Source organism: Vibrio sp. 10N.261.52.A1, assembly GCF_002876325.1.
GTDB classification, from domain to species: Bacteria; Pseudomonadota; Gammaproteobacteria; order Enterobacterales; family Vibrionaceae; genus Vibrio; species Vibrio chagasii.
The window spans coordinates 1-428 of record NZ_MCYD01000416.1 but is presented as its reverse complement, the minus strand read 5'-3'; the positions used below and the strand labels follow the sequence as shown (position 1 = coordinate 428).

Here is a 428-nt window from a genome sequence, read left to right as displayed (position 1 = left end):
GCTTTTACCCACAAATAGAAGTCGAAAAGGTGGTTAGAGGGAAAGAAAAGGTGGTCAAAGAACCGCTATTTCCTTCATACGTCTTTGTTCGATTTGATTATGAACAAGGGCCGAGTTTTACTACTGTTCGTTCAACGCGCGGCGTAGTGGACTTTATTAAGTTCGGCGCAAGACCGCATGAAGTCCAAGGTGACTTAGTTTTTGAACTTAAAGAGTTTGAGAAGTGTTGCAGTAACGAAACTGAAGATTGTTGTGTTGAGTTTGAGTCTGGGCAGGTGGTTAAGATTAAGAGTGGCCAGTTCGCTGGTATTGAAGCGATTTTCCATCAGAAAGATGGTGAAGCTCGCTCTATTATGCTCGTAAAAATGATCAGCCAAGTGGTTCCTATCAGTATTGAGAACGAAGCACTACAAGCTCACGCATAAATG

1 protein-coding gene is annotated in these 428 nt (G+C 42.5%); it reads left to right on the top strand.

The annotated features are described in order from the left end of the window. A partial coding sequence (gene rfaH, locus BCT81_RS05030) for a transcription/translation regulatory transformer protein RfaH (RefSeq protein ID WP_102423419.1) occupies nt 1-425 on the top strand: 425 nt, incomplete at its 5' end. Nucleotides 426-428 lie beyond the last annotated feature (3 nt).